Consider the following 3,521-nt stretch of genomic DNA (forward strand, 5'->3'; position numbering starts at 1 on the left):
GAGTTGATGGGGGTATGAGAAATGCCCCGCAACCTGGGGTTGCGGGGCATTTCTGAAATTGTGTTCGGCGGTGTCCTACTCTCCCACACTGATTAGGGTGCAGTACCATTGGCGCTGGAGGGCTTAGCTTCCGGGTTCGGAATGGGGCCGGGCGTTTCCCCTCCGCTATAGCCGCCGTAACTTTATGAAACAACCACCACACACAACAGGTTGTCTGTTTATTGTGTGTTGTTTCAGAAGTACATAGTGGATGCGAACACCAACCGACAATCTCTGACGAGTTGTGGTGATGTTGTGGGTGTTGTTGGTAAGTCCTCGGCCGATTAGTACCAGTCACCTGAACACATTGCTGTGCGTACAGTTCTGGCCTATCAACCCCATGGTCTGTAGGGGGCCTTAACCCCGCAAAGGGGGTGAGAAACCTCATCTTGGAACAGGCTTCCCGCTTAGATGCTTTCAGCGGTTATCCCTTCCGAACGTAGCTAACCAGCAGTGCCCCTGGCGGGACAACTGGCACACCAGAGGTTCGTCCGTCCCGGTCCTCTCGTACTAGGGACAGGTTTCCTCAAGTTTCTTACGCGCGCGGCGGATAGAGACCGAACTGTCTCACGACGTTCTAAACCCAGCTCGCGTGCCGCTTTAATGGGCGAACAGCCCAACCCTTGGGACCTACTCCAGCCCCAGGATGCGACGAGCCGACATCGAGGTGCCAAACCATCCCGTCGATATGGACTCTTGGGGAAGATCAGCCTGTTATCCCCGGGGTACCTTTTATCCGTTGAGCGACACCGCTTCCACTTGCCGGTGCCGGATCACTAGTCCCGACTTTCGTCCCTGCTCGACATGTACGTCTCACAGTCAAGCTCCCTTGTGCACTTACACTCAACACCTGATTGCCAACCAGGCTGAGGGAACCTTTGGGCGCCTCCGTTACCTTTTAGGAGGCAACCGCCCCAGTTAAACTACCCACCAGGCACTGTCCCTGAACCCGATCAGGGTCCGAGGTTAGAAGTCCAATACGATCAGAGTGGTATTTCAACAACGACTCCATGAACACTGGCGTGCCCACTTCACAGTCTCCCACCTATCCTACACAAACCGAACCGAACACCAATACCAAGCTATAGTGAAGGTCCCGGGGTCTTTTCGTCCTGCCGCGCGTAACGAGCATCTTTACTCGTACTGCAATTTCGCCGAGTCTGTGGTTGAGACAGCAGAGAAGTCGTTACGCCATTCGTGCAGGTCGGAACTTACCCGACAAGGAATTTCGCTACCTTAGGATGGTTATAGTTACCACCGCCGTTTACTGGGGCTTAAATTCTCAGCTTCACCACCGAAGTGATTAACCGGWCCTCTTAACCTTCCAGCACCGGGCAGGCGTCAGTCCGTATACATCGTCTTACGACTTCGCACGGACCTGTGTTTTTAGTAAACAGTCGCTTCTCTCTGGTCTCTGCGACCCACACCAGCTCAGACCGCAAGGATCATCACCAGGATGGGTCCCCCTTCTCCCGAAGTTACGGGGGCATTTTGCCGAGTTCCTTAACCACAGTTCTCTCGATCGCCTTAGTATTCTCTACCTGACCACCTGTGTTGGTTTGGGGTACGGGCCGTGTACCAACTCACTAGAGGCTTTTCTCGGCAGCATAGGATCATGGAATTCACCTCAACGGCTACGCATCACCTCTCAGGCATCATGAGTGACGGATTTGCCTATCACTCGCCCTACAGGCTTACACCAGTACAACCACTGACTGGCCCCACTACCTTCCTGCGTCACCCCATCGCTTGCCTACTACCAGCCAAGGTCCCATGCATCACCCCACCCGGCACCCGAAGGTGCTCCTGGGGGATCAGGATGGTTAGTACAACTGATTCAGCATGGGCGCGGATACACGGGTACGGGAATATCAACCCGTTGTCCATCGACTACGCCTGTCGGCCTCGCCTTAGGTCCCGACTCACCCTGGGCGGATTAGCCTGGCCCAGGAACCCTTGGTCATTCGGCGGCAGAGTTTCTCACTCTGCTTTCGCTACTCATGCCTGCATTCTCACTCCCACACCCTCCACACCTGGATCACTCCGGCGCTTCCACGGATGCAGGACGCTCCCCTACCCACCCACACACCTGGCCGACCATCCATAAACGATCGACGGGCTATATGTGAGTGCCGCGGCTTCGGCGGTGTACTTGAGCCCCGCTACATTGTCGGCGCAGGATCACTTGACCAGTGAGCTATTACGCACTCTTTCAAGGGTGGCTGCTTCTAAGCCAACCTCCTGGTTGTCTTCGCGACCCCACATCCTTTTCCACTTAGTACACGCTTAGGGGCCTTAGCCGGCGATCTGGGCTGTTTCCCTCTCGACTACGAACCTTATCGCCCGCAGTCTCACTGCCACACTCTCACTTACCGGCATTCGGAGTTTGGCTGACGTCAGTAACCCTGTGGGGCCCATCGGCCATCCAGTAGCTCTACCTCCAGTAAGAAACATGTGACGCTGCACCTAAATGCATTTCGGGGAGAACCAGCTATCACGGAGTTTGATTGGCCTTTCACCCCTACCCACAACTCATCCCCTCCATTTTCAACTGAAGTGGGTTCGGGCCTCCACGACGTCTTACCGACGCTTCACCCTGGCCATGGGTAGATCACTCCGCTTCGGGTCTAGACCCGGCGACTCTAACGCCCTATTCAGACTCGCTTTCGCTACGGCTACCCCACACGGGTTAACCTCGCCACCGAGCACTAACTCGCAGGCTCATTCTTCAAAAGGCACGCCATCACCCACGACTCACCAAAGAGCCCACAGGCTTTGACGGATTGTAAGCGTCCGGTTTCAGGTACTATTTCACTCCCCTCCCGGGGTACTTTTCACCTTTCCCTCACGGTACTTGTCCGCTATCGGTCACCAGGAAGTATTCAGGCTTACCGGGTGGTCCCGGCAGATTCACAGCAGATTCCACGAGCCCGCTGCTACTTGGGGACACCGTCACGCAAGACCATGTGTTTTCAGCTACCGGACTCTCACCGACTACGGCAGACCATTCCAGGCCACTTCACCTAACACACGATTTTCTGACTCACGCTTCCACAGGCAGATGGAAGAAGACGAACCCCACAACCCCACACACACAACCCCTACCCGGTATCACATGCGCATGGTTTAGCCTCCTCCGCTTTCGCTCGCCACTACTCACGGAATCACAATTGTTTTCTCTTCCTATGGGTACTGAGATGTTTCACTTCCCCACGTTCCCCCCACACAGCCTATACATTCAGCTGGTGGTAACACGACATCACTCGTGCTGGGTTTCCCCATTCGGACACCCTCGGATCACAGCTCGTTTGACAACTCCCCGAGGACTATCGCGGCCTACCACGTCCTTCATCGGCTCCTGGTACCAAGGCATCCACCGAACGCCCTTACACACTTACAACAACACCTACAAACAACCCCCACACCACAACCCCACAACAGGGCCGCACCGCGAGGACCGAATGTAGACATCACACACACAC

2 rRNA genes are annotated in these 3,521 nt (G+C 55.4%); both read right to left on the reverse strand.

From position 1 onward, the window contains the following. Positions 1–62: 62 nt before the first annotated feature. Positions 63–179: ribosomal RNA gene (gene rrf, locus CA982_RS26110) — 5S ribosomal RNA — on the reverse strand. 124 nt (positions 180–303) lie between these two features. Further along, positions 304–3,439 (reverse strand): 23S ribosomal RNA (locus CA982_RS26115). Positions 3,440–3,521 lie beyond the last annotated feature (82 nt).

The organism is Gordonia lacunae (assembly GCF_002149015.1).
Classification (GTDB): domain Bacteria; phylum Actinomycetota; class Actinomycetes; order Mycobacteriales; family Mycobacteriaceae; genus Gordonia; species Gordonia lacunae.